The sequence below is a fragment of the Serratia sp. L9 genome (genome assembly GCF_050632285.1).
GTDB lineage: Bacteria > Pseudomonadota > Gammaproteobacteria > Enterobacterales > Enterobacteriaceae > Chania.
The window spans coordinates 3,310,429-3,334,776 of the sequence record NZ_CP192591.1; the positions used below are offsets into that span (position 1 = coordinate 3,310,429).

Annotated in this window: 28 protein-coding genes, 1 tRNA gene and 5 pseudogenes; 23 read left to right on the plus strand and 11 right to left on the minus strand. The window is 39.2% G+C overall.

Going from position 1 to position 24,348, the window contains the following annotated elements; translation table 11 throughout:
• Positions 1-109: 109 nt before the first annotated feature.
• Positions 110-556, plus strand: coding sequence for a curli minor subunit CsgB (gene csgB, locus ACQ86O_RS15570; RefSeq protein ID WP_431221868.1), 447 nt, complete (start codon positions 110-112; stop codon positions 554-556).
• A gap of 56 nt (positions 557-612) precedes the next feature.
• Positions 613-1,554, plus strand: a complete 942-nt coding sequence (locus tag ACQ86O_RS15575) for a hypothetical protein (protein WP_431221869.1) — start codon at positions 613-615, stop codon at positions 1,552-1,554.
• 310 nt (positions 1,555-1,864) lie between these two features.
• Here ACQ86O_RS15575 and ACQ86O_RS15580 read toward each other — a convergent pair.
• Positions 1,865-1,984, minus strand: a pseudogene (locus tag ACQ86O_RS15580) (Arm DNA-binding domain-containing protein); the annotation flags it as partial.
• A gap of 464 nt (positions 1,985-2,448) precedes the next feature.
• Here ACQ86O_RS15580 and ACQ86O_RS15585 point away from each other — a divergent pair.
• From ACQ86O_RS15585 to ACQ86O_RS15630, 10 genes and pseudogenes are all read left to right on the plus strand, one after another.
• Positions 2,449-3,290 (plus strand): annotated as a pseudogene (locus ACQ86O_RS15585) (DUF6387 family protein).
• 175 nt (positions 3,291-3,465) lie between these two features.
• On the plus strand, positions 3,466-3,684 hold the full coding sequence (locus tag ACQ86O_RS15590; protein ID WP_032737122.1) for a helix-turn-helix transcriptional regulator: 219 nt from the start codon (positions 3,466-3,468) through the stop codon (positions 3,682-3,684).
• A gap of 524 nt (positions 3,685-4,208) precedes the next feature.
• Positions 4,209-4,445, plus strand: coding sequence for a hypothetical protein (locus ACQ86O_RS15595; protein WP_431221870.1), 237 nt, complete (start codon positions 4,209-4,211; stop codon positions 4,443-4,445).
• Positions 4,446-4,515: 70 nt separating this feature from the next.
• Positions 4,516-4,812 carry a hypothetical protein gene (locus ACQ86O_RS15600; RefSeq protein ID WP_431221871.1) on the plus strand — a complete coding sequence of 99 codons (297 nt, stop codon included), beginning with the start codon at positions 4,516-4,518 and terminating at the stop codon, positions 4,810-4,812.
• A gap of 62 nt (positions 4,813-4,874) precedes the next feature.
• Positions 4,875-5,063, plus strand: coding sequence for a DNA-binding protein (locus ACQ86O_RS15605; RefSeq protein ID WP_431221872.1), 189 nt, complete (start codon positions 4,875-4,877; stop codon positions 5,061-5,063).
• Between the two features lie 190 nt (positions 5,064-5,253).
• Positions 5,254-5,445 (plus strand): hypothetical protein, encoded by a 192-nt coding sequence (locus tag ACQ86O_RS15610; protein WP_127353480.1) that lies wholly within the window; start codon positions 5,254-5,256, stop codon positions 5,443-5,445.
• 58 nt (positions 5,446-5,503) lie between these two features.
• Positions 5,504-6,157 (plus strand): hypothetical protein, encoded by a 654-nt coding sequence (locus ACQ86O_RS15615; RefSeq protein ID WP_431221873.1) that lies wholly within the window; start codon positions 5,504-5,506, stop codon positions 6,155-6,157.
• Between the two features lie 62 nt (positions 6,158-6,219).
• The gene (locus tag ACQ86O_RS15620; protein ID WP_431221874.1) at positions 6,220-6,531 is read left to right on the plus strand and encodes a hypothetical protein; all 312 of its coding nucleotides are present in this window, start codon (positions 6,220-6,222) and stop codon (positions 6,529-6,531) included.
• 161 nt (positions 6,532-6,692) lie between these two features.
• Positions 6,693-7,055 carry a hypothetical protein gene (locus tag ACQ86O_RS15625; RefSeq protein WP_431221875.1) on the plus strand — a complete coding sequence of 121 codons (363 nt, stop codon included), beginning with the start codon at positions 6,693-6,695 and terminating at the stop codon, positions 7,053-7,055.
• Between the two features lie 91 nt (positions 7,056-7,146).
• Positions 7,147-7,482: a hypothetical protein gene (locus ACQ86O_RS15630; protein WP_431221876.1), complete on the plus strand. Its 336-nt coding sequence runs from the start codon at positions 7,147-7,149 to the stop codon at positions 7,480-7,482.
• A 168-nt stretch (positions 7,483-7,650) separates the two neighbouring features.
• On the opposite strand, the pseudogene ACQ86O_RS15635 reads toward ACQ86O_RS15630, so the two are convergent.
• Positions 7,651-8,107 (minus strand): annotated as a pseudogene (locus ACQ86O_RS15635) (DUF4756 family protein).
• Positions 8,108-8,528: 421 nt separating this feature from the next.
• On the opposite strand from ACQ86O_RS15635, the gene ACQ86O_RS15640 reads away from it, so the two are divergent.
• The 6 genes from ACQ86O_RS15640 (at position 8,529) to ACQ86O_RS15665 (ending at position 11,875) form a co-directional block, all read left to right on the plus strand.
• Entirely contained in the window at positions 8,529-8,762 is a 234-nt protein-coding gene (locus tag ACQ86O_RS15640; RefSeq protein WP_431221877.1) for a hypothetical protein, read from the plus strand.
• 301 nt (positions 8,763-9,063) lie between these two features.
• Positions 9,064-9,828, plus strand: coding sequence for a hypothetical protein (locus tag ACQ86O_RS15645; RefSeq protein WP_431225745.1), 765 nt, complete (start codon positions 9,064-9,066; stop codon positions 9,826-9,828).
• Between the two features lie 162 nt (positions 9,829-9,990).
• A complete protein-coding gene (locus tag ACQ86O_RS15650) occupies positions 9,991-10,206 on the plus strand; it encodes a hypothetical protein (protein WP_431221878.1) in 216 nt (71 codons plus the stop codon).
• Positions 10,207-10,319: 113 nt separating this feature from the next.
• Positions 10,320-10,502: a hypothetical protein gene (locus tag ACQ86O_RS15655; protein ID WP_431221879.1), complete on the plus strand. Its 183-nt coding sequence runs from the start codon at positions 10,320-10,322 to the stop codon at positions 10,500-10,502.
• A 297-nt stretch (positions 10,503-10,799) separates the two neighbouring features.
• Positions 10,800-11,591, plus strand: a complete 792-nt coding sequence (locus ACQ86O_RS15660) for a hypothetical protein (RefSeq protein WP_431221880.1) — start codon at positions 10,800-10,802, stop codon at positions 11,589-11,591.
• A 23-nt stretch (positions 11,592-11,614) separates the two neighbouring features.
• Positions 11,615-11,875 (plus strand): hypothetical protein, encoded by a 261-nt coding sequence (locus ACQ86O_RS15665; RefSeq protein ID WP_431221881.1) that lies wholly within the window; start codon positions 11,615-11,617, stop codon positions 11,873-11,875.
• Positions 11,876-11,935: 60 nt separating this feature from the next.
• Here ACQ86O_RS15665 and ACQ86O_RS15670 read toward each other — a convergent pair whose 3' ends face one another.
• A complete protein-coding gene (locus ACQ86O_RS15670; protein ID WP_431221882.1) occupies positions 11,936-12,313 on the minus strand; it encodes a hypothetical protein in 378 nt (125 codons plus the stop codon).
• Positions 12,314-12,933: 620 nt separating this feature from the next.
• Here ACQ86O_RS15670 and ACQ86O_RS15675 point away from each other — a divergent pair.
• Positions 12,934-13,488 (plus strand): membrane lipoprotein lipid attachment site-containing protein, encoded by a 555-nt coding sequence (locus tag ACQ86O_RS15675; protein ID WP_431221883.1) that lies wholly within the window; start codon positions 12,934-12,936, stop codon positions 13,486-13,488.
• Positions 13,489-13,503: 15 nt separating this feature from the next.
• Positions 13,504-14,163 (plus strand): hypothetical protein, encoded by a 660-nt coding sequence (locus ACQ86O_RS15680; protein ID WP_431221884.1) that lies wholly within the window; start codon positions 13,504-13,506, stop codon positions 14,161-14,163.
• A 110-nt stretch (positions 14,164-14,273) separates the two neighbouring features.
• Here the strand turns inward: ACQ86O_RS15680 and ACQ86O_RS15685 are convergent, their stop codons facing one another.
• Both ACQ86O_RS15685 and ACQ86O_RS15690 read right to left on the minus strand, forming a co-directional pair.
• The gene (locus tag ACQ86O_RS15685) at positions 14,274-15,371 is read right to left on the minus strand and encodes a hypothetical protein (protein WP_071889551.1); all 1,098 of its coding nucleotides are present in this window, start codon (positions 15,369-15,371) and stop codon (positions 14,274-14,276) included.
• A gap of 221 nt (positions 15,372-15,592) precedes the next feature.
• A pseudogene (locus ACQ86O_RS15690) lies at positions 15,593-16,971 on the minus strand (MobA/MobL family protein).
• Positions 16,972-17,697: 726 nt separating this feature from the next.
• Here ACQ86O_RS15690 and ACQ86O_RS15695 point away from each other — a divergent pair.
• The 3 genes and pseudogenes from ACQ86O_RS15695 (at position 17,698) to ACQ86O_RS15705 (ending at position 18,784) form a co-directional block, all read left to right on the plus strand.
• The gene (locus ACQ86O_RS15695) at positions 17,698-17,982 is read left to right on the plus strand and encodes a DUF3892 domain-containing protein (RefSeq protein ID WP_032667201.1); all 285 of its coding nucleotides are present in this window, start codon (positions 17,698-17,700) and stop codon (positions 17,980-17,982) included.
• A gap of 201 nt (positions 17,983-18,183) precedes the next feature.
• Positions 18,184-18,434 (plus strand): annotated as a pseudogene (locus ACQ86O_RS15700) (hypothetical protein).
• Positions 18,431-18,784, plus strand: coding sequence for a conjugal transfer protein TraD (locus ACQ86O_RS15705; protein WP_431221885.1), 354 nt, complete (start codon positions 18,431-18,433; stop codon positions 18,782-18,784). The pseudogene ACQ86O_RS15700 and the gene ACQ86O_RS15705 overlap by 4 nt, the downstream one beginning before the upstream one ends.
• 137 nt (positions 18,785-18,921) lie before the next feature.
• On the opposite strand, the gene ACQ86O_RS15710 is transcribed toward ACQ86O_RS15705, so the two are convergent.
• The 6 genes from ACQ86O_RS15710 to ACQ86O_RS15735 all read right to left on the minus strand — a co-directional run bounded on the left by ACQ86O_RS15710 (position 18,922) and on the right by ACQ86O_RS15735 (position 24,333).
• Positions 18,922-20,130, minus strand: coding sequence for an IS256 family transposase (locus tag ACQ86O_RS15710; protein ID WP_431221886.1), 1,209 nt, complete (start codon positions 20,128-20,130; stop codon positions 18,922-18,924).
• Between the two features lie 125 nt (positions 20,131-20,255).
• Positions 20,256-20,522 carry a hypothetical protein gene (locus tag ACQ86O_RS15715; RefSeq protein ID WP_427259459.1) on the minus strand — a complete coding sequence of 89 codons (267 nt, stop codon included), beginning with the start codon at positions 20,520-20,522 and terminating at the stop codon, positions 20,256-20,258.
• Positions 20,523-20,759: 237 nt separating this feature from the next.
• A complete protein-coding gene (locus tag ACQ86O_RS15720) occupies positions 20,760-21,767 on the minus strand; it encodes a hypothetical protein (protein WP_431221887.1) in 1,008 nt (335 codons plus the stop codon).
• A gap of 632 nt (positions 21,768-22,399) precedes the next feature.
• Positions 22,400-22,723 carry an ATP-binding protein gene (locus tag ACQ86O_RS15725; protein ID WP_431221888.1) on the minus strand — a complete coding sequence of 108 codons (324 nt, stop codon included), beginning with the start codon at positions 22,721-22,723 and terminating at the stop codon, positions 22,400-22,402.
• An 80-nt stretch (positions 22,724-22,803) separates the two neighbouring features.
• A complete protein-coding gene (locus ACQ86O_RS15730) occupies positions 22,804-24,078 on the minus strand; it encodes a tyrosine-type recombinase/integrase (RefSeq protein ID WP_431221889.1) in 1,275 nt (424 codons plus the stop codon).
• Positions 24,079-24,257: 179 nt separating this feature from the next.
• Positions 24,258-24,333 (minus strand) — tRNA-Asn (locus tag ACQ86O_RS15735).
• Between the last annotated feature and the right edge of the window lie 15 nt (positions 24,334-24,348).

The window sequence follows — 24,348 nt, forward strand, 5'->3', positions numbered from 1 at the left end:
TTTTTACGGAAAACAGACATAATTCACTGGAAGTCGCAATTTGTTGCACGTAATTCTGATTTTTTAACAAATCTAACCACAGCCTATTCAAGCCTTGGAGGTGGGTGGTATGAGGTTATTAATATTCTTCATATTTATATTTATGCCTACAACGTTATTTGCTCAAGCGGATCTTGCCTCGTCAGAACTTAATTTCGCGGCAAGTGAGCTAAATCACCAGCCCAGTGGGATGAATGCATATATAAACCAACAGGGTTCTGCCATGACTGCGGAAATTACCCAGGCAGGCGGTGCTGGTTTAACTGCGGCAATAAACCAGCTTGGCAGCGGTAATATGGCAAATATTCAGCAATATGGTTCTAATGACCTAGCGCTTATCAGTCAGGTTGGGTGGGGTAATGAAGCTGACATCCAACAAACAGGTTCTGGGGACTTCGCTTCGATTGTGCAAAATGGTTATTACAATCGGGCGACGGTTATCCAGCAAGGTAACAATCTTTCTACCAAGGTTGTTCAGAATGGCACGGGAATGTCTATCAAGGTCACCAGACCTTAGTAGCATTTAAACTAAACGTAAATTTGATGGCAGGTAATATTATGAATCTCTGGAAAATGACAGCATTAGCTAGCCTCGTAATCTCTGCCGGCGCATTGGCCGCAACCGAAACCACCACCGTGCAACAGAGCGGTGTCGGTAATAATGCCGTAACCCAACAAGGGTTGCTTACAAGCCCCGCGACTAATTCTACAACCTCGATTTATCAGATAAACAATTCCAATGCCAACGATGCTTACACGACTCAGCTGGCGACCAATAGCTCCATCAGCGTCACGCAGCAAATGGGCCATGACAACGCCGTGGGTGCCGCGGGTTCACCATTTACCCAGACTGGTGGCCATAACAATACGGAAATTGTGCAAACCGGTAACTTTAACAAGGTCACCGCCCCAGCTTCCGCCGTGCAGGGCGGGAACTATAATCAGTTAGAGATTTACCAAACGGGTAACAACAACAATGCAACGCCAACCCAGAATTCTGGCGCATTTAACTCAACTCTGGTGACCCAGACTGGGAATAATGATGAGGCAACCACCACCCAATATGGCTCATTCAATACCACTATTGTGACGCAATCTCCGGTCGGCGGCTCCTTCGGGGCCAGTGGCAATGATAATGACGCCACCACCTTGCAGGCCGGGGTCGGTAACTACGTGAATGTGACCCAGACCGGTTCTAGCGGTGGCAATGGTAACCCGGACGGAGGGGTGACTGTCACTCAGATTGGGCTGTCCAACTCTGCGATCACCAAACAGGATGACTGGGGCGGTGTAACCGAAGTCGATCAATATGGTGGCTATAACACAGCATCTGTCGTGCAGAATTCACCAAGCGATGCGGCTAATGGCTACAGCCACGCTGATTTGGTTCAAGCAGGCTATGCTAACAATGCATCCATTACCCAAAACTACGGGATCGTTAACGGTTCAGTGGCGGCCAACGCCTACGTTAACCAGGCGGGCAGCTTTAACAATGCAAGTGTGACTCAAAACTAGCAGATCGCTGCGTTAATGGTTTATCGCAAAACAGCAAATAGCCCGCCTAGGTCACTACGCGGGCTTTTGTGTTTTATAAACAGGGAGAGTTAAAAAAGGAGGTGATTAATGCTGGTTTTCGCTACAGGCCGTAACAGAGTGAATGCCATGCAGGTTATTTACTGAAATACCTGAATGCGTCTTCAGCTTTGCAGTAACGACGCACGAATCCCTCATTCCATCGCGTCATAATCACCTTTATAGCTTTATACCTGTATAGCTTGGGGGCCGTGTGGACGATTAAAACAACGGATATGTTTGATCACTGGTTGAGATACCAGAAGTGCGAACCGCCTGAATTAACGGACAGAGACAGACCGTGAGAATCGGTCAGTTTAAAAGGTTTATCAGAAGGCTTGAGACTACAGATTTTCGCGTCGGACAGGGACACATGCGGTGGTCACTTCATTATCGAACTGAAATGACCCAAATCAGACCACTCATTTTGCCGGATGCGCAGGGAAAACCAGATACGTATCGGAAAAGATTTTTACGCTAACTCATTGAATCAATCGTTTATAAGGATTCGCCGGGACGCATAAAAACTAAAATTTGGCTCCCCTGACTGGACTCGAACTTCATCTGTATCACCTGTTATTAGTAGTATTTAAATAATGGCGTTATTTTTTACCATCATATTTACCAACATTTTTAATCTTGTATCGTCAAAATGTCAATTATATTCAATTGGTTATGACAACACGCTTTGCTGAACCTCACTGAACGATCTTCATGTCTGGGCTGATTATCCCGCTGCTTTTCTCTGTTCTGTTCAATAGATTACCGCCACCAAATCCGATATGTTTACTCATAACATATCAAAGCGATAAGTAAAGCCAGAAGGATAGATACCTCATGACCAAAGCGGAGATCGCCAGCGCTGTTAATAAATGGTTCAACATTGAAAACTACAGCGTCCTGCAAAATTTGACAGTAGAACAGCTTTTCCAAGAGATAGAGAACAGGATTGTCGTCTATCGTATGGAACAAAACCGGGCTGAGCTGTCTCCTGAAAATCTTCGCAGGCATCAGAAATATTACGAAGAGCTGATTGAAGGCAAGGTCGTGTTTGGTGATGTTTTCGGGGGCCAGAAAAAAGACTGTCTTCGAGCTATGCCGTCAAGCCTGTCACACACCAAGGGCTATGGGAGATGGCGGGTTATGTTGCTGCTTACGATAAATATGTAAACCCGGAAGGAAAACCCCTACCTCATATGGAAGTATCGCACTATATGAAGGAAGCCGGGGTAAACAACGAAGGGCTGATGCTGGTTCAAATTAATCTGGCGGAAACGTCATCCGAAGAAATCATTAATCACCTGAAAGTCATGGTTCCAGAGTGGAAAGAACAGCTACAGGCTCCTGAGCCTCCAGCCAGAGATTTTCGTTTTGGGGTCAGCAATCTCAAAAAAATACTCGATTACAACATTATCCCCATCATGGATTTGCTGTTCTGGGCGCAGGATGAAGAGGTCAGGATTGGTATGCCGCAACTGACCAGTTTTATCTACCCGGACGAGTTTAAAGATGGCATTCGTGACGCTGAGAAAATGAAGTCTACAGACCATCCGTTGGCAGTCAAGTATCTGACAAAGCTTAGTCACTATCAGTCTTTTGTTGATTTTACATACAGATACGATGACAGAAGACACTGGAAGGTTCAGGATCTCATCACTGATGAACTCGGCGAGGACTGACATTCCCGGAGGCGGTGTGTTGCGCAATGCAGATATCGCCTACATTCACTCAACCTGAACATACCCTGTTTTTTCTCTTTCAAAAATCTGCGTAAAAAACTTCATCTCGAACGTCCCTCTTAAATCACAAGAAAAATCCATACAATTATCTCATCGAACAACACAGGAGATAAATATGGTTCAAATCAAAACAGATAAACATCCCAAGCTTATTCGTTTACCTGAGGTAATGAACAGAACTGGATTCGGGAAAACATGGATATATGAGCTTATTAAAACTGGTTGCTTTCCCGCACAGATAAAAACAGGTGTAAGAGCAATCGCCTTTATTGAAAGTGAGGTAGATGCGTGGATTGAACGAGCTATTCAGGCATCACGAAAACAAGCAGTTTAACAAATATCATCCATGTAATGATCTAAGGAGGCTTTATGTAAACATAAGAAAATAAAAATGTTGTTAATAATACCCCTTGCCGAAATAAAACAGATTCCCTGTAAGGGGACTATCAAATAAAAAATAAAGAAGGTAATAAATATGAGTAATACAATAACAGAAGTCCACGAAATCAAAGTCTACAATGACTCTACCAGATTATTCCTTGTGAAGTCATTTTATTGTTATGAGCTTTACATCAGTAATATGAAGGAATACATGGGCGATAGGTTTTTTAAAAGGGTTGAAGACAGAGAATACATGGATGATGTGTTTGATAAAGTAATAGAAAACAGTAAAGAGGGATTTAATAGGTTTCTAAAAGAATGTAAATGCTCTGGCTCTCTCAGAGATGTTTTATTCGATGAGGTCAAAGTGAATCTGAGACATATGCACAACGTTATTTTTAACTCGAACTAATGATTTTGTGATCAGTATATGGCCCCGGAAGGGGCTAATAATCAACTCAATAAAGGAACATTTAAATGAATGATAATATGGCAATATCAGTAAGTATGCTATGTGAGCAAACACCTGAAATACTCTTCACCATCCAAGCAAGCGTCAGTACGTTCATTGCGCTATGCGGGTATTCAGCCGAGGAAGTAATGGATGACGAAAACCTGACAGATGCGTTGAACAGTTATGTTAATAACGAACTGGTCAGTGAAATGGATTTAAGATACGGATCAGTGATCATTAATCTGATTTATAAAAAGTAGTTATCTGTTTACCCCTATTCCGGGACTAAATAAAATAAGTCAAACAAACATGTAAAAATGAGGATTGATTATGTTTAACGAAACTATATTAATAAATAAGTGTACACGGCTATTCCTTGATCTTGCTATAAGATCATTCGAGGCAAACTGGAAACTCTTTCAGGAGATAAATGGAGATGGAGACGCAAATGATTATCTTGATGATCCTGATTTCATGAGTCCATTTATTATGAACATCATTGACCATATTCAGAATAACTTTGAGAGATTTACAACCCAAGAAGGTGATAGTGGGAGTATTAATGAAGTTAACTTCGAGCAGATTGCTGTTGTGTTGGTGTGCCATTCAGAACGATTCAGGAAATGAGTTCTAAAAGTTGCCCCGCAAGGGGCTAACTAAAAAACAGTAAATAAAAACAGGAGCCAAAAATGATTGATGAATTTCATGTGATGTATATGTATAAAAAAATCCAAGCTGAAGCTGCGACGACAGATATGAAAACACTGGAACAGCTTTTGAAGAAGTTCCGCCAAGTTGTCGCAGAACGCCGGGAAGAATACTATCAGGAGATTGGTGATAAAAAGGTTCAGAAATTGAGGGTCAAGAGATTACAGTAGTTGCTTGATAAAATGGTGCGTGATCGTGTATCGCCGGATGATATATTTATCTGAAGCAGTAATGAGCTATATTTTCACATTAACGGAAATGGCTATCGTATATTGTATATAAAATTTATTATAACTAATTGAAATTCTCATGGTTATGTGTTACATTTAATCTGAATAAAGTTTTATCTTAGGAGGGGCAATGGCAAAAACTAATAAAGCATCTAAAAACAGAGCTTATGCTGTAGCCCTTACTGTTGCGTCCAGAACTTCTAGCCCGGTTTCTGGGGTTAGTGCTGATTCCATAAGAATCGCGAAAGAGCGTTCTGAGAAGCGTTCTGCCGATGATTTAAATCGAATGTTTGCAGAAGCATTCGAAGCAGTTTATAAATAAAATTAATTTTTAGTAAAGCCCCTCCAATGGGGCTTTTTTCGTTAAGGAGAACTTAGTTGTGACCTCTAAGAAGTGGGTTTTCCGTGAGTTAATTGATAATGAAAATGACTATCAAGGACTTTTAGCTTATACGTGCTATAAAATTGAAAAAGATAAACTAGCACAAGATCTCCGCGAAGCTAATAAGTCGGACGATGAAGTAGAAAGAGCGTTAGAACAATTTCATAATGTTTCTGTAACTACGGGACAACTAGAAAAGTTTAAGACAAAAGGGCTAGGAGTTATGGCAGCCTTGACTGAAGTGTTAGATGCAGAACTAATAGAAAAACATAATAAAGAGGTTCTTTTATTAAAAGATCAGCATCAAGCAGCTTTAAAACAAAAAGATATTGCACATAAAAAAGAACTGACCAAATGTAAAAATGATACTACAACAGCTCTAAGAAAAGAACTTTTAAATAAAATGCAAAAATATCCATTAAGCCATTCTTCTATTGCAATGAAAATTTTCAAATGGATAGGTAATGGATTCCAAAGTGTAGTAGCTGTGTTTATTTTAATTTTTGTTCTTCATTCGGTGGCATACTGGTCGTCAGATGATGCGACAAAATCTGGTGTCGTCAGTAGTTTCTGGGGGAGGGTTCAAAATATGTTTAACAGCCCTATCCCTTCCTCTGAGGTTAGTTCAAATAATACTAATATAAATCCATAGTGAGCATTTTTTATATTTTCATGAAATAAATTTATGTTTTTCCTTTATGAGGAGTTTTAAAAATGGATCGCAAATTAGCAAAAAATCTAATCAGAACAATAGGTAAAGAATATGGGTATAAAGTTTCAGGAAGGCTAGAAGATACTGATTTTGATGTCTATTTTGCTAGAGAGAGGCATGGTATTGCTTTTCAAATTAGACATTCAACACATTCATCAGCGCAAGACGGAGGATGGCTTCAAGTTCATCACTATGAAGGAGAGCCTGAAGATTGGGGGCCTGCTTTACACTCGCTTAGGGCAATAGGTGATGTGGTTGCATTTTGCCAAACTTTAATAACATTCTCCCAGATTAAATCTAAAAGACAAGCGTAAATAAGTTACTCTAGTCTTTATCTGGTATATATTACGTTAATTTTTGGATGCATTAACTGAGACTTGAGCTGACAGGTTTGGCAGGCAGAGCATCGCCAAATCTGACAGTCTGCTATTATTTCTCACAACTGTTTGAATTATTAAAATATCGGGAGATAAGCATGGTAATGCCTTTGGAATATGACAATTATTTCTTTGATAGGATTGACCCATTTACACCTCCATTGGAAGTTTGGGAAAAAAGGGATCCAACAGAAGAAGAAACTGATGAGTTATTATCGAGAGGAGAGTGGAGAGCATGTTGCCAAATAAACGTAAAAATAGATTCAATATTAAATTCTGCATATGATGCTGCAAAATTAATTGCAAGTAACAAAGATGATAATAGGATTAATCATCATGTTATTAATTTTCTTGAAAAAAACATGGAGTATAAAAAATGGCGTGACTGTATGCCTTACCCAACACCTAAACCACTAATTGATTATCAAGAAAACTACCCCCGAAAGATTTGGAAGTTATAAATTCTTTGATTTCAAAGCATGGCATACTGATTCCAGAAGGTCAGGCGCTATTTCATGGAGGTATATGGCCTCTAGATGAGATGGGGGGCAGGTGAAGTCATTTCTGACAAATCGCGTGTTATCAACATCGTTTTGCCCGAAAGTTGCTTTAAATAATGGCGATTGGAGGGGTAAGGCATATGATGCTGGCCGAATCGATCTTATGGTAATCACTATAAAAAATATAGATAAGAAAGCATTTGTGTTTTCACTAGATGAAGGATCTCATAGTCATGAGATGGAAGTGCTTTTTGAACGAGGTGTACAGTTGAATCTTGTTAGTAGTTCAATGGTGAATCTGCACTTTAAAACTTGTAAATCGACGAGTGCATCGGATATTGACTGTAAATTTATCGCAGCTAATGTTCTTCAAATTGAAATGATATAGTGACTCTATTGTCGTTAGTTTAGATTGTACTAGCTCCTTGGTTTGAACGTCTGCTCTTAACACAGAACTGCCTGTCAGATTAGATTCAGCTCTGTGCCGAAGATGTGTCGTGAGCTAAAACAAATTAGTAAATACCAGATTAAACCTGATCTAATACAGCTGATTTATTTAAACAAACATTTTCCTACGTTTTGTATTTGATGTTCCAAAATCTGATGAGATAGAAGAAAGCTGTTCAAGCCTCAGCTCAACAGAGCGCTGGAACTCAAGAGCGGCCTCTGTACGTCTCGGCATCACTTTTTTCTTCGATGGTTTTCCTGTAAAGTATTCTTTCATTAATTAAATCAAAATTTCCTGATGATTTAACAGCGGTGTTAGCGGCTGAGTGACTTATAGGATTAAGCTCACTAATAAAGCTAGCCAAAAGAGATTGTCTTTTCTTATCCAGTCTGCATAGTGTGGTATGTGCAGACCTATATTTGTTTATTTCATATGCAAATGCATCATCATCACGTAGCTTACGGTATCCAGTTCTATATTCCTCAATTGATGGATGATTTTTGAGTTCTTCGATTGTATTAAAATATGCCAATAAATCGCTATTGTCTAATTGTACTTTTCTCATATATTTCCTTGTTATAATAATATTCATAAATATATTTTATTAAATATGGAGCAAGAGTCAAATTAGTGGAATCATCGTAGTGATTGTTTCGCACAATCACGCATCGTTGCTGGTTAATTGCGACATGGAATTTAATTTCACGTATGATTTACTGGCGGCTACGCCGCTATTATTAATGGATAAATCCATCATCAACAGGGATGAAAACTGTTCCAGCAATGTGATTGTCTTGAACAATCACGAAGTGCTGCTTATGTGCATATTTTTCATTCAGTGAAGAGTAAATAGCCCGTTTTACAGAGTTAACACTTTACACGGTTATGGGATCTTTTTTAAAACAGGATGAGGAAATGATCTAAATACGATCTTTTTTACTTTCCTAGCCAGTATGGAAACTACCTAATGAAAGTAAAATATATTAATGTCAGTGTCAGGGCGTAGCCGTGCTTTAGCACATGAGCGTCAGCTCATAGATGGTGGTGATTTTCAAAAAAGGATTTTAATGGAACAAAAAGGAAAGCTCTGCAATAAAAAATGCAACCCGAAAATGGTTAATCATTTTAAGGTTCAAACCCCATGTGGCGATCATAAAAATCGCCCGGTTTCTGTTTATCCTCTTAAGTATTATCTCTTACTTCTTGCAAAATTAAATTAAGAAAAAATCGGCTTGTAGCCCTTGCTGTATAAGGGATTGAACAAAAAACCGGGACTGACTGTACAGTCAGTGTTCCTGACTCTGTGGTCAGTATTCCTGACTGTACGGTGAGCTTTCCTGACTCTGTAGTCAGTTTCTATGTCATTTTTTTGGTTAAAAATGACAGTACTTTAAATTATCGTCACTGGAATATTTGCGATATTTAAAATATTTTTGCAAAAAAACATGCAAAAAGCTTGATATCTATTTTGTGCATGGTATTTAATTCATTATAAATAAAATAATAAGAGGGAATAACATGATAAATGAAATAGAAGTTGATTTAGATTTAGGCTTAAACCCTTTTTGTTTTGAGACAGAACTAAAGATTGAAACAAGAAAGAAAAATCTGACTGTTTCAAGAGGAACAGAACTTATTGAAAGGAAGGATACCAGCAAATCTTATTTTGCCAATATAGTACATACACAAGAGGTCGATAAAGAAGAGTTCATTAAACTCTATACCTCTCAGATAAAAGCATATTTTGATCTCACGAAAACAGCATATAAAGTGTTTTTCATATTTTTGCGAATATATCAGGATGCGATAGGCAAAGATCATTTCTACCTGAGCTGTAAAAAGGCGATGTCTCTTGCGGAAAAGTTAGATCACTTTGTCTTGTCTGAATCTATCTTTTACAGAGGGATCAAAGAACTCATCGAAAAACGTATTATTGCTAAAACCAATGAGAAAAACTGGTATTTCATAAACCCTGCTATTGTCTTCAATGGTGATCGTGCTCGCTTTGTTTCAGAGATTATAAAAAAGAAAGAAGTAATGGAAGAACAACCCGAAAGCGTTGCCAGTACTGACCGAAGAAATAAAAATATTAAAGAAGAAGGTATAACTATTGAGGCAGTCATAGAAGACGTAAATAGCCAAGAAGATATAGATTTGTTAATCGCAAGATTACAGGCTAAAAAGCACCAAGGAGCGATGATGAGTAAAAGCATGGGAAGATGTAGCACTGTTGAGGCAGCAACTCTTTTACCACCAGAAGAACCGTTAGATTGGGATAATATTTAAATATATTTACAAAGATGATGTTTCGTGATTGAGTAAATAAGATGAGCTAGAATGCTAAATATATAAATATCGTATGGAATGTTATTTATACAGCCTAAGTTAAATTTGATTTTCCTAAAATACACATGGTATTAAAAATGAAACAAAAAGGAAAATGAAACAATGAATAATACTAAAATCATTACGCTCTTTAACGCCAATGAAAACATACCATTTTTGACCTGCATAGTTGAAGATGTTGAAGAGAATGAACACGGAATAAAGCTTACCCTTGAAAACGACAATAACATCGATGTTAAAGATTACGATTCTTTTTTCTGTCTGAATCAGCGGATGATTGCGACAAGGAAAGAATGGTTAATGTATATAGGAAATTGATTTCTGAACTTAGCCAACTCAGCGAAGAAACAGTAAGAGCGCTGATGCCGTAAACCAAAACCATCCTAACACGCCCCGTTAGTGTTCTGGATGATGACTATTATTGTTGCAGGGTGAAAGCTAAAGCGCCGGATGAATCCACACTGATGAGTGCGCTTAGTCTGCAGGAGCTGCTTGAGGCCAAAGCCGAAGATATCTTCTTATCTGAACTGGAAACATCTGGCGGTATCGTGTTTCACACTGATATGGGATATCCAGCAGTTGAATCAAACGTGCAGCTATTAGAATGGCTATAGAATCAATAAACCTTGCACACATGCGAGATCTGACCAATGGTTAATTGGTCATGTTCAGGGATGGTTAGTTTGAGTATGAGATCGAGAGCGATCTCTATGAGGCACTGTTTCAGGCTGCCGATAGGCTTAAGATCGTTGTTGTGTTATCAAAGAGAAGTATTTAGTATACGCACAATAATATACTAATCTATTGTATAATTTATTTGCAGTATATTTATTTGTTTTTTACAGTGTATGGTTTGAGCATGTTTTTAATTTTTAAATTAATGGTTAGATAAAATCTTCATGAGGTAATAAATGAACAGTTTACTTTCGGATGAGTTTGCAGATTTAGAAAATATACTCTCTTCAGGAGATGTAAGTTATGATTTTGTTGCTGAACTTTGCATAAGCAGTAATTTTAGTTTTATAAGTCATGAAGCTTTGAAGAGAATAAAAGAAGAGAATCTGACAAATATAGCAGTGTGTGATATAAAAAATAATTATATTAAATTAGAATTTGAGCGTTTGAAATTGAATAAGGGATTGTATCTTCATGATTTTTATTTGGAGGAAAGGAGTTATGTAGACAATGAATATGATAGTATCATATATTTTAAATATTCTATGACTCCGATGCCTGTTGAAGATGAAAAACCATATCTTAAATTTATTGATGCGGCGAAAAATGGCTTCGCTCAAATAATAAGTAACCTTAATCTCATAGCAACTATCCTACAATCATTTTTAGTAATAAAACCTGCAAGTGAAAATATATACATTTGTTTCGATGGGGATGTAAAAAGGCTTGTAGGCTTTAGTGGGAGTAGGATATATAGACACCCTTGCGATAGAAGTAAGATTTTAGATAATAAAAGTGAAGTAGAAAAACTAATTAAGGCAGTTAGTAAAATAAACAACGATTCTAATAAGAAATGTAAAAATTTATTTAATATTTACAATATAGCGCTGAAGTTTGAAGCTAATCATTTTTATGATGATGCATTTCTGAATTACTATAAAATCATAGAGATCCTTTTAAGGAAGATATTTATCTCTCACACTTCGCCGAAGTCATTGGTAAATCCAATAAGTATGCTAAACATCTGAAATCAATAACTCAAAAAGCTATCATGCTGTTTATGTGGGATTATCATACTTGTCGATTTAATTCAAATGAAAATATTACTGGTCCTGCTCCTGAACTGGATGATTTCATAGAATTGGCTACAATAAGGAACGAGTTAGCACATGGGAATGATAAGTACCGTTTTATTTTTGAATCAAATAACTTCTCAGAAAAGCAGCAATTCATACAAAGACTTACTTTATGCAAAAATATATCTTATGATATGATGGTGAAATTTCAAGAGTTGCGTTATGAATCTTGTTGATGATTATTAATGCTCATTAACACCTGTTATTTAAAAAATAAATAACAGGTGTTTTATTAATTAATCTAGCAACCCACGCGAAACTTTACTCGCAGTCTGACTGAAACTATATCGGTCAACAACACTCCCCTTGAACCAGATATCAAGCGAGTTCATGTGAGCCGTATTGCTGTTCTTCAGCAGGGCAAGACCGGGAATATAGTTCGAGATCTGAGTCTCGCCCGACATGCTGGAGTAGGACCACATTTCCTGACCATCATTTGTAGCTCGTGTTTGTGGCTCCCCGAATGCTTTAATAACATCTTGCTGAGTAGTTTTCCCTTTAACGATTTTGGCTTTTACGGTTTGTTGGGATTCGTCTTTCAGGGATTTATTGCCATAAGTAGTGCAAGCGGTAAGAGGCAGGATCACCAACGCAGCGATAAACAGTTTTCTCATGTTAACTCCATATAAACAGTAAACTTAAAAATAGGCGTAAAGAGTTCAGAACCAGCGCTGTATTGTCGCTGGAGATCAAAAAAGTTGTGTCAATTGATAGTGAAAGAAGCCTATGACCTTTTTATCAAATCAGCTAATGGCATCTTTCATTGTGGTTTTCCCTGATGTTGCATTAATCAAAGCTATCTAAAAGCTATAAATCGACATTAACCGCTTGTCTCATGGTTCAACGCTCTATCCACTTGAATCAGCTCGTAAACTGTCTGGTGGTCCTCTGGTTTACTTTACTCATTAACGATTCCTCTAGCAAGAAAATGATCGATATTACAGATCGATAATAATTTATTGATAGATTATAACGATTGAAAATGATTTATCGATCGGTGTTTTAATTGATTTTATCGATCGATGTAAATTTAACGATAGGTAGTATCTATCGTTATTTTGTTTTTGATCGTTACAAACGATATGACGGACTACAAAAATAATTGAATCCTATCAATTGGTTAATCAGGTGGTTTTGCTTCGTTATGTCTGTCAAAGCAAGCTGTAACGGCTACTGGTGCGCAGCAGGCTACCTCTACATAACAGCATTTTTGATTATCGGGATGGATAGGAAGATGAAGAAGATTTTACTCGTTGCTGGCACAGCTCTTGTTCTGGCGGGATGTGGTGAAAAAAGCGATTTTGAGAAAGCTATCAACGCGAAAATTTCAAAATCGAAGGTGTGCTACTCCCTGCAGGACAACGACATTGTATTCAACAAAGGTTTTCCGGTTAAGGTTAATCGCGGCTACCGTTCTGCCGGATACAGTGCCAGTGATGAAATCCTTAAAGGACTTGCTGAACAAGGGCTGCTCACTGTTTCACAACAGGCAAATGGCTTTAGTAGTGTTGATGCTCTGGATGTAACAGATAAAGGCCAAGAAGTTGAGTTTTGGGACCGTGAGAATGGTGCCTGTGTCGGTCATCGTACTGTTGCTGAGATTACAAGCTGGACTGAACCCAGCGAAGGTAATGGTGTTAAAATGACGCAAGTGATCTATACGTGGAAACTCGATGGCGTGCCGGGCTGGGTGGATAAGAAAGCCTTCTCTGGCGTGAAAGGGATATCTGAACCAGAAGAAGCCAAAATTGTTCTGGTGAAAACCAATAACGGCTGGACTGCTCGGTAATTACAGGAAAAAGCTATGAACTCTATCTCTTGGGTGATTTTCACTGGGCTGCTGATAAATATACCATCACTGGCTCCGGTGCTGTTTCTCCGTAAGACTCAAAAGAACGTGAAGATATCTATTTCGATCAGACTGTTTCTACTTAACGCTTTCTTGGTGCTGTCCCTTGTGACGCCATCGCAGAACATTACGCAAAAATACGGGCTGTTTCCAATATGGCTGGTGTTGGCTGCAATAGTGCTGTTTGCGGTCACGCTAGTACCAACGGTAAAATTAGTGCGTAAGCATTTGACTGTTGGGAAAAGTCGGGCTGTTATCCTCTCATCATTCCTGATTGTCTATGCTGTCAGATTTCATGGCGTGTTTTCAGATTTGAATGGACGTGGATATACGATTAACGGCTATAACACAGTATGGACATTCTTCTTCCTGTTTGCCTGTCTACTGGCTTATCTCGGTTGTGCTGGACGTAAAACGTATTCTGGTTCTTCTGAGTCGTCATCTGCACCACAATCAGATTATTTTAAGCCGAACAAAGAATATGAAACACAATCTCAAATTGACTACGATATTGCGGTAAAGGGGCGGAGTGTTCTGTCTGATCCCAATCTGAGTATTGTTGAGCAGCAGCGTTATCGAGACAGTATTGATAGAAATAATGAAAATGGAATTTAAATATTATTATAAGTATTTTTTATATCATAAACTCTATGATGATTGACTTTTAATATTTACCAATAGGCCGGAGGAGTTACAACTTTTTCGGTCTATTGGTATGAAATAATTTACCAACGACTATCAATTGATAATAGATACGAATATGGACTCTCGGCTTTGATTTTTCTTCGCTGCTGAATTGACTGAATAGCAGTTGCTGTTAATGATATCCCGGCTCCAGCTACTAATGCTATTGTGCTTGGGATTCCAGCAAGAACTGCTGCAGAAGTTGGCGCTGCAGTGAAGCAAGACACTTTCAGAAATCCACTGAGTCCATCACCCCAACATTGGGCTTTTAACGATTGTTTGAGGCTATTCATCGCAGGTAAGACATTAGATTGATATTGATCTGATACCGCTTGCCGCAATGCTTCTATCGGTAAGTCATGTGGAATATCAGAGGTAAGACTAGCAACTTCACGACGAAAAATAGCTAATTCTTCAATATGGTCATTTTTAAACTTTATTATCTCCTGAACTGTTAAATTTTCAGGCAGAGATATACCTTGAAGCATGAGATCAACTAGCAAGCTTTGAGTAAGTTCTTGTGGTAATACTCGTCTTGGACCAGATGCATCGAAGTGGCGTCCCCTCTGTCTGGTGGGATTACTGGTTGGTTTACCTTTGCGTACCGAGATCGCTAGTTGATCTGCAGAAGAAGATTCAGTTATTAAGCTTAGGCCTAATCGTTCTGATAACTGAGTTGCAAGCAACGTCATATAAAATTTGGCAAAGACGGGTTCAACGTGAAGCCATCCATCATCGCCAAGCCCTTGCTGAAGGTCATCCATAATACTATATGCAAATTTTTCAGGGTGTATTCTTGCTAATCGAAGTAGTTCTCTTGGTATCTTGTCATTATGAATCAGGGTTCTTGGGGAATTATCAATATCGTAGATAACATTGGCCGAAGCAGGATCCGTGATAAAGTTGAGAGCTTTCTCTGCTACGTCTTCTATTTCCTCCATGTCTGGAGAGACACGAACAGGCAGTAGTATTCCTTCATCACTAAGAGAACGAGTAAAATCATTTGCATAAGGCTCTCTGTGAGAGATTGGAACAATTGTTCGTATTGAATCCCAAAATAAAATAGCACTCCGTAGCCAACGCTCATTTTTTATATCAATGTGTGGATAATAAAGTGCGGAAGAGAATGCTGTGGCCATTATAATCCCTCTATGCCTATGTGGGAGTTAATATATATTAAGGTTGTCGTGTGCTACTGTGATTTTTTATTTTCCGGAGCCAACTATGTACGCTCGCTAGTATGAAAAATATTGCTATAAGTCATGTTAACTTGCATCAACTACAAGTTTCTGTTTATGTCAGTGTCCTCCATCGCACAAACAGAATGGTCAATGTTGTATAGCAATTATTTTCAATCTAATCAAGGTCCCAGTATTTTTAATTTAGGCACTGGTTTTTTCCTGTTTGCCGCGAGTGTTGGTATGTAGTCAAGATTGCTATCTGGCAGTTCTGGCTTAACAGGACGACTTGGAAAACGCCTGATGTCATCCGGTGTTGGCTTGTAGTCATCTTGGTTAAACTTAGCTCGTTTCTCATACTCAGCGCGTGGCACATAGATGCCCTGAACCTCATCGAAGACATAGTTTTCAGCTATACGCTTATCGTGTTCAGCATCGACTGAAACAGGGGCTGGCTTCTTCTTGGACCAGACGAATTTCTCTCTTATATAATCTACTACAAGTAAGGTGAAGCGTTTGAAGAGTCCAGTCTGGCGAGGTTCAACTTTCTCCTTCTTAGCTTTAACAGGAGCGCGTTTAAGTGCTATTTCCGTTGAAGTGGATGGGGTTTTCAGTGTAGTGCGAGTATGAGGCGCAGGAGCAACCAGAACAGGTTTTTGCGAGTCTGTAGATGAAGCTCTGCCTGTGTTATCCGGGATAACAATTTCTTCCGGTTCAGCCAGTGCATGAACCCTAAAGCTGGCAACATCAACAACAATGTCCAATGGAAGATCTTTAAAGGTAAAATAGGCTTCGTCAGCTTCTTTTTCAGCTCATCACGTATGGCTTGCTCTGCAGCGCGTTGTTCCTGAGCTGCAACAGTTCCCCAGCGGTCACGAGGAATATGAAGTATTGGATCGCGGTTCGTTTCAATAGCTTTAGCCAGCCAGATTGCTTTCTCCTCGTTTGTAGCAGCAGCCGTAGCCTGTTCGAGGGCTTCCTCATACTGAACCCTGATAGAGCGGTGATCAATGCGTTCATCATGACCATACAGGTCAAGGAACCCATTACAGATGTCCTGCCAGCCTTTACGCCAGCTATCTAGGGCTTCAGGCTTGTCCCACTCACGAACCTTTTTACCAAAGCCGGTAGAAAGAATCTCACGGGTTGTTCCCATGATATGGATATGCGGGTTATGACCATTGATATCGTGGATAACAACATCTGCAATGATGCCTTTTTTGGTAAAGTGCTCAAGAACAAAAGCTGCAGTGAGTTCAATGCTCTGTTCGGGTGTTAGCTCAGCGGGGAGGGCAATCTTAAACTCTTTGGCAAGACGGGCATCTGAGGCTTCAACAGCATTCCAGAGTGTTTCACTGTCAACAATCAGGGCAGGAGGGGTATGTCCGGGTGCAAAAATCTGCGCAAAGGCAAGGTCCTTTTTATGTGCTGTTTTGCGGCCACAAACTTCACCCGTTCTGTTATCGAAGAAAACTTTACGGTGACGATATGCAGCAGAGTTAACCGAAGACTGACCTTCGCCTCTTCTGATGTTCTCCATTTTAAAACTGTATATCGCCATCCAAGTATTCCTCAATGCTAAATGCTGCTTTTCGTTTTACGTAAGGAAAACGCCGGGGTTGACGTTGACCTTGATTTTGTTTCCGAAGGAAACGGTTTTAGCCTGCGGCAGCAACCGTCGGTAGACCCCACGGCATTAGAGCGAAGCGATAATGCGTAAGTGGGCATTGCTTTATTTTTTATCGCCATAAATGGCTCAAAAATAACGGCAATGTATAAGGCTTGCCTTTATTAATTAATACTAAATATATGAATGGCTGTAAAACAATTCGCCGAATTAAGCGGCGCAATATAGATGGGCGGGCGAAGTATTCCGCGATATTACGCGGATTGTGTTTTGATAGCGTCCGAAGGACAAAAAAGTGTTAATTTATCCCGCCGTAAGGCGGAAAACACTAAAACATAAATAAAACAGTTAGATTTAGTGATGATTTCTCCGTTATAGAATTAACAGGTGAAGATCAAAAAACACGGTGAAAACCGGAAAGGTGAAATGAAATCACATATAAACAAAAATAAGTAACGCGGAGAGTATCAGATATTTTAAGTTAGTAGTTGCTATCACTTGTGTTGCACAAATTACAAAGTGCGTGATTTATTTTTTTGTTGACTGGAAATCGTGAGGATATGACCTAAACTCAGTGTGCATCATTTCTTAAAGAAATTTGATGCAATGAGAATGATGAGACGTTTATTAATTACATACAGAAATTATAATGAGGCTGAAATGTCCGAGCATCAAGTATTATGTATCAATAAAAGCAATCGTCAGAGTGCTCATGAAAGGATAACTCATATAGGTGGTAAGAATGCTGATGGCACCAGATGGAAGCTCACACAGCAAGAGGCTATAAGCGGAATAGAATCTGGGAAATGGAGGTTTTATGTTAATGCAGGAGGGCATTCAGTGTGGGTGATTGTTGCTGTTAGCGCTTCTGGTAACAAATACTTAAAAACACAAAATGATGGCGAACAGCCTAATAACCTTTTAAGTCTTCCTGAGTGCGCGTAAGTGTCAAAGAAAGGGCCAATAGGCCCTTTCTTACTATTTACTGCGCTTACCATGATCACTTCTGAATGTAGTTAGTTATAGAGATAATTTTAAAGTCCATTAAAAGACTTGAAGATAAATAATTAAAATTTTTTTGTATACTATTGATTAATTTTTTAATTATGCTAATTGATATTAAGGAAATAAAGAAAAGGAGGTTTTATGTATAAAAATAACGATGAAGCCATCGATCTTGAAGCAAAACGATTACTTGATAATGGAATCTATACCGATCTGGAAAAAGCGTATAGTGAAGCAGAAAAAATAATCACCGAAATAAGAATTGAATTTAAAAAGAAACAGGAAAAAAACAATTCCGATCCCGGATCAAATCAATCAAACGAGCACTTTCAGATGATGAATTCAGAAGTAATATTCCTTATAATCATAGGCATCAGTGGAGAAAAGAATGAATGATGATGAAATAAAAAACACCTATCTAACTGGTAATGTTTTTCAGAGTGATAGAAGCAGGCCGGAAATTAAGAAAACACTTGAGCAGAAAATTGCTGGAGCACAAAATAAGTTAAATTACCTTAAAGCAAAAGAAAAAAGAGACAGCAAAAAAGAAAACACACGACAAAAAATAATTCTTGGTGCAGAGGTTGCCAAGGTTTTAAAGTGTGATATAAGTGAGGTAGATAAGCAATTACTCTTTGGTTTGTTGTTAGAAGCTCCATCCTTACATACACACGATATTGAACGGTATAAAGTAAATGGACAAGTCTACATTGAAAGAGTTCTCAAGAAATTCAGACCATAAAATCATTTCACGTCCGAACGGTGAACCGACCTAAAACTTGCTTTTAGGTCGGTGAACTGTTTAGCAAGCCCCAGAGGGCGCGATAGTTAATTTTACAGTTAAGAGCCTGTCCATAATTCTGTGTAACTGCCAGCGTATTAAAGGTGCTCGTTTAGACGGTCACCAAACTCGATAATAAAGCGGCTCATCGCCAACCGCCAGTTCTGGATTGGCATACTCCATTTTTTCGATGCTGCCTGGATCGCCAGATAAATCACTTTTCGCACTGAGTCGTCTGTTGGGAACACCTTACGTTTCTTTATCGCCTGCCGGATTACGCTGTTCAGCGATTCTATAGCGTTGGTCGTGTAAATGGCCTTGCGGATATCCGCAGGGTAACCGAAGAACGTGTTGAGATTTTCCCAGTGGGTACGCCAGCTTTTGCTGATTTGCGGGTATTTCTCATCCCAGATACCTGCAAACTTATCCAATGCCATCAGGGCGGCTTCCTCTGTCGGGGCCTGATACACCGTTTTCAGCACGCTAGTCACCGCTTTGTAGTCTTTCCACGAAACGTATTTCAGGCTGTTACGCACCATGTGGATAATGCATAACTGGATGTGGGTTTGCGGATAAACGCTGTTTATCGCCTCTGGGAAGCCCTTCAAGCCGTCCACGCAGGCAATCAGGATGTCCTGAAGCCCCCGATTTTTCAACTCGGTCAACACGTTGAGCCAGAACTTTGCTCCCTCATTCTCGGCTAGCCACATGCCCAGCAGTTCTTTTTTACCTTCGGTATTAATCCCCAGAGCCAGGAAGACGGCCTTGTTGATGACACTACCATTTTGACGCACTTTCACCACGATACAGTCAAGGTAAACAATGGGATACAGTGAGTCGAGGGGGCGATTCTGCCACTCGGTGACCTGTTCTTTGACGGCATCAGTGACTTTGGATATTAGCGTGGGTGACACATCGGCATCGTACATCTCCTTGAATGTGGCAACGATTTCCCTTGTGGTCATTCCTTTGGCATACAAGGATAAAATCTGGCTGTCCATCTGCGTGATACGTGTCTGATTTTTCTTGATTAACTGAGGCTCGAAAGTGTTTTCGCGATCACGGGGTGTATTCAGTTCGACCTCGCCATCATCAGTGAGCAGCGTCTTTGATGAGTAACCGTTGCGGGTATTCGAACCTGTTTTAGGGGCATTTTTTTCATGACCAAGGTGTTCGGTAAGCTCAGCATTCAACGCCGTTTCGACGGTGAGCTTGGTCAGCATACGAGAAAACGCATTAAGATCGGCTTCGGTTTTGAGGCCTTTAGCCAGTTCGGCAGCCAGTGCCTTAAGTTTCTTTTCGTCCATAATTTGCCTGTCTCCATTGTCAGGAAGAACATATCAAAAACAGGCAATTACACAATTTAAATTACAGTCTCACAGTTAATGTCATATAATGCATAACATGCTTCATTAAATGATGTCCTGAAGGATTAACTTTTTTCTATACCACGATGTAAAGGGTTATATGCATCCAGTGATTGAAGTATCGGTAGACTAAGCTCATTTGGAAGCATAAACCATACAGGATTACCAAATGTTTTTGGATAGCCTTTGTCCTCGCCTTCTCCATTCCATCTCATAGCGAGGCGCTTAGTCCCATCTTCCCAGATCCCCCATGCAACGGAGAATCCGTTTAAGTCATAAATAATTTCCAATACCTTGAAATTATGCGGATTCACTTCTCTCGGTGATGGCATATTGTCTCCTTTATAAGAGTATTCATCAAGCTCTGCTTAAATAATTCTTTGAACACGATTAGATGGCAAAGTCTTCCAAATTTTTACCGCTTCCCAGAGCCGAAGTAATTTCCTTTAGTGTAAGGCTCAGATCTGTCTATTTTTTCTCACCCCCAATTTCAGTTATTTTTTTTGCCGGGCGATTAACAAGATTTTTATTTTTTCTACTATACTTAGTAATTTTTATTTTTATTAAATCTAAACTTCAAGTTCGTTAATTTCAGTTGGAATGAACTTGGCGTAGGTTTCTTTTAAGTAATTTGTGGCTGAATCGCGATTAATATCAATATCTAATAAGTTACTAAAAAACATCAGTCTGGAACGTGCTTGCCCTATCAACTCACCCCAAGTATATATCCATATTGATACGTTCCCTTTGGAATACAGTAGTCCATAAGGACGATCATCTTGAGATATTTCATCCTGAACCAAAGGATCTATCTCATTAGATACGGCTACAAAAACCCATTTTGTGTTCTGTTTATCAAATCTGCCATCATTACTAACAGCATAAGCATAACTTTTCACTTGGTTTATAACGGATAAATCTATTTTTTTTGTTGGTCTTTTTAATTCAACAACTAAGTGTTCAAGTTCGCCTTCTCTTGGCTGACGTGCTTTACTAAGTAGTAAATCAACCCTACCTGTCGTACCATCTTCTCTTACAACAGGTTGCTCTGGATCATAAATGATACCCATTTTATCAGCATGATATTGTAGCACTTGATTAAGGGTGTTTTCGCTGCGAGATAAGTTGAAATCCTCTCTAAATAGCCATGCTTCGTTTTCTAGAAGTTTATGAAGTTGATCTCTTTCTAACAGCTTCTTTTTTGTTTTATCATCAAATAAAAGTTGTTCCAGTCCAGTTAAGAAATTTAATCTATCTGATACAACTTGTGATGCTTTAATAATATTAGGGAGAGTTGTTTTTTCTAATAACTTAGCCATTGAATCCTGATCGTCTGAACTCATGACTAATACTTCAGATAGAATTTTTCTAACGGAATTTGGATTATCTTTTAAAGCCTGAGATAGTAATTTAAATGTAAATTTTTTAACGTTATTGTTAGACTTGCTAAAAGACGTTAAATAGCTTTCAACATTTACAGCTAAAATATTAAATACTTTTTGTTCTGCTTCCTCTATACTTCCGGGTTGCGGTGTGCGTTCATATGGATAAATATTTTGCTCTTTCCACTCATCCACTATTTTTGTTTTTTGTAAGAACTCCTTGTTGACGAAATGTTTTTTACAAAGATCAATGACTTTATCTTTTAACTCTTTAATACCAGATTCTAAGCTACCAAGCGAAAGAACATTTTCTTCAAATTTTCTCTTGATGAACGGGGACTTTATATATACTGTGAAATCAACACCATATGATCTAACAAGTTTCCCTGCGCTTTCGTTGAAAAGTGAAAACCCATTTTCATCACAGTAATGAATTTCCCGTGGCGTCTTAAATTTCCACTCTATTATTGAAACAGATACATTTTCTTGAGCTGATTCTATCTCAATATCTCCGAGATTGTATTCTTTTTTATCAAGCCATACATCAGAAGGTGTAATGTATGCGTTATCATAAAATAACTTTTTATGCGGATATTCTGTTAAATATAACGCATACTCTTTTGTAATTGATTCTTTTGATGAATCTGTCGCCAGTGATGATGCTTGTTTTGCTAAATTAAATATCTCAACCTGAGTGCCTTTTATGTTATCACTTGATTCTGTAGGTTCACTGATTTCAAAACGTTTGATATTATTGGCATTTCCTTTTATTGAATATCTAAAATATTTCCCTTTATCCTCTACACAGGTTTGACCAAACGACTATTTCACCCAAAGAAAATGCTTTGAAACGACCTTTTCCATATTGACCGTGTAAAGAACGATCTCCATTTTTTTGCATCTTTCTTCCAAGATTCACTAAGGCTACCGAACAATGATGATACATTATGATGGGGTATTCCCTCCCCTAGATCTTGAATAGTAAGTTTCTCGATGGTATTTGTATTCGAGTATTTATGAAATAGGACTTTAACTATTAATGAATTAGAATCAAAAGCATTCCATATAATTTCTTTGATTGCTGGAATTGGTTTCGCAGAAGAAATATCTTCTAAATGATCTTTCCCAAGGATGACATCAATGTTCTTCATTTTATTATCCCGTATATATTTTGTTGGAAATAGTATATGGGATGATCTGGCGCTTCTACCAGCCTTGGTAAAAAGATAAATTATGTAGCATGCGCAAACTCGAACGGCCTGACCATACAGCTACTGTTCGCATCAAGGTAGTCAGCCCACCACTGGAGCATTAGGCGTCGTTGGTCAAGGTGTTTAGCTTTGTGAGTATAAGCTGCACGGACGCTGTTGCTTTCCTTGTGGCTCATTTGAAGCTCTACAGCGTCTTCTGACCATAAACCGGACTCAATTAAGGCACTACAGGCCAGTGTGCGAAAACCGTGTCCACAGATGTCCTGCTTCGTGTCATAGCCCATATTGCGCAGGGCTTTGTTGATGGTGTTTTCGCTCATGGGCTTAAACGAGTCATAACAGCCAGTAAAAATTAATCCGTCATCATGACCTTCTTCATAAGTCAGTTGTCGGATCTCTTTCAGTATCCTCATGGCTTGCTTACAAAGGGGAACGAAGTGCTTACGCTTCATTTTTGCACCACGAGTCGAATGTTTGACGTTTTCAATCGCTTCACGCTGTTCGGGGATCACCCATAACTTACTTTTGAAATCAATTTCAGACCAACGGGCGAAACGAAGCTCACTGGAACGAATGAAAATCATCAGATTGAGCTGAATAGCCAGTATGGTTAACCTGCGACCTTTGTATTCGGCAATTTTTTTCAGTAGCTGTGGTATTTCTTCCAGCTCAAGTGCAGGGCGGTGTTCAGTTTGTGGTTTCTGAACAGCACCTTCCATATCATAGGCAGGGTTATGGCGTATCAGTTTTTGCTGGACAGCATGGCGGAGGATCGCCGTAATGTATTGTTGAATGCGCATGGCAACTTCAAGATAGCCAAGTGCCTCAACCTTTTTCACTGGAACCAGCAGATCACCCGTATCCAGTTCGGCAACATCTTTGTTACCGATTATCGGGAAGACATAAGTTTCAAGGCGCTTCCATACGGAATCACCATAATCTTTTGACCATTTTGTTTTCGTGGCAAACCAAGCTTTTGCCACCACAGTGAAGGTGCGCGTCTTATCACGCTTGGCTTTTAGCTCTTTAGCCTCTGCTTGTTTATTTGCATTAGGGTCAATACCCTGAGCAAGAAACTTTCTGGCCTCATCACGGCGTTGTCTTGCATCAGCAAGTGAAACAGCAGGGTAAACACCAATAGAGAAGAGTTTTTGCTTCCCTTCGAAGCGGTAAGCCATCTGCCAGTATTTAGAACCCTTAGGGGTAACGCGAAGGAACATACCGAAGCCATCAGTCAGCTTGTATTCCTTATCAAGGGGCTTGGCGTTTTTTACTTTAGTATCAGTAAGTGGCATAACGACATCCCCCGTTTGTTGGTAAAAGCGCAGTCGAACTACCATTACCAACATTTTTACCAGCAAATGGGTATGGCTTCGAGTGGTTTTTAGTGAACGAGGGTGAACGACTGAACAGGGATAACCAACTGATAGAAATGCAGAAAGCAGACGTTAGTGAACGTCTGCTTCCTTGAAAATGGCTCCTCTGACTGGACTCGAACCAGTGACATACGGATTAACAGTCCGCCGTTCTACCGACTGAACTACAGAGGAATTGTGTGAACGGGG